This is a genomic window from Clostridium sp. (genome assembly GCF_040797585.1).
Classification (GTDB): domain Bacteria; phylum Bacillota; class Clostridia; order Clostridiales; family Clostridiaceae; genus Clostridium_Z.
On record NZ_JBFNEO010000328.1, the window covers coordinates 1 to 1,534 of the forward strand.

The 1,534-nt window shown below is 28.3% G+C and carries 2 protein-coding genes; both read left to right on the top strand.

All coding sequences use genetic code 11. The features are described 5' to 3' along the window. The coding region (locus AB2369_RS13235; protein WP_367666938.1) for an ATP-binding protein at positions 1 to 488 on the top strand (488 nt) is incomplete at its 5' end. A 223-nt stretch (positions 489 to 711) separates the two neighbouring features. Further along, a complete protein-coding gene (locus AB2369_RS13240) occupies positions 712 to 1,467 on the top strand; it encodes an ABC transporter ATP-binding protein (RefSeq protein WP_367666939.1) in 756 nt (251 codons plus the stop codon). Positions 1,468 to 1,534 lie beyond the last annotated feature (67 nt).

A 1,534-nucleotide genomic window follows, 5' to 3' on the forward strand; every position in this document is an offset into this window, starting at 1 on the left:
ATTTTTCTAGGGATTATATAACCACTTCTTGTAATCTAAAGGAATTAGTTAGTAGTGTAGTTACTTCGAAGAAAAGAGATTTTATATATAAAGGGGTATTCCCTAAAATGGATATTGGTGAAAGTATCTCAGTTTATACTGATAAAAAATGGGGCTCATATATGTTAGCACAGATAATATCAAATGCTATTAAGTATTCTGATGTAAATAAGAATAATAAGATAGAGATAATGGCTACCAATAAAAACAATGTCATTGAATTATTAATAAAGGATTATGGGATTGGAATAACTGAGGAAGATTTACCAAGGGTATTTGAGCCATTCTTTACTGGAAACAATGGAAGGAAAGAAAGAGGTTCCTCTGGAATTGGGCTATATATGGTAAATATCATAGCCAAAAAACTTGGTCATAAAATTAAGATAGAATCTAAGATAGATTCTGGGACAGTAGTTAAAATAGAATTCAATAATGAAAGTATTATTTAAAAATATACTAACCTTTCAAAAATGTAAGGTTATGTAAGGGGAATCCATTAGAGAAAAGTGGATTCCCCTTTATACTTATATTATAGATAAATCATTTCAGAACTAAATCTTTCAATACGCTTTAGGCAATGGTATCTGGTAAATTAGTTTCAATTATTACATGAGTTCACCTATATAAGGTGTGTGGAAGAGTATAATCTTAATATAAGAGAGGTATATAATTATGGAGATTTTAAAAGTAAATAATTTAACTAAGATTTATAATTCATATAAAGGGGCTAAGGAAGTTACAGCTTTAGGAGGAGTAAATTTAACAGTTAATAAAGGTGAATTTGTTGGGATAATGGGTCCTAGTGGAAGTGGTAAGACTACTTTACTTAATATACTATCTGGAGTTGACAAGAGTACTTCAGGAGAGGTTGTTATAAGTGATAAAGATATTAGCAAGATGAAAAAAGATGATTTAGCTTTATTTAGAAGAAAAAATATAGGATATATATTTCAAGATTTTAATCTTTTAGATAGTTTAACCCTTGAAGAGAATATATCATTACCACTTATTTTAGATAAGAAAAATCCTAAGGAAATAGAAAAAAGAGCTAATGAACTTATGAATTTCTTTAATATTGAAGATTTAAAGAAAAAATATCCTTATCATATTTCAGGAGGACAAAAGCAGAGGGTAGCAGCAGCAAGAGCATTAATAAATGATCCAACCATAATATTTGCAGATGAGCCAACAGGAAATTTAGATTCTAAATCAGCTAATAACATAATGACAACTTTAAGTAAAATGAATGATGAAATACAAAGTACTGTTTTGATGGTAACTCATGATCCTTTCGCAGCCTCTTTCTGCAGAAGAATTATATTTATTAAAGATGGTAAAATCAAGATGGAAATAACATCAAATGGAGATAGAAAGAAGTTTTTTGATAAAATACTTGAGGTTCAAAGTGTTATAGGAGGGGAAAACTAATGACTTTTTCTTCTATAATACGAAAGAACCTTGTTTATAATTTCAATAAATATATATCATTCTATTT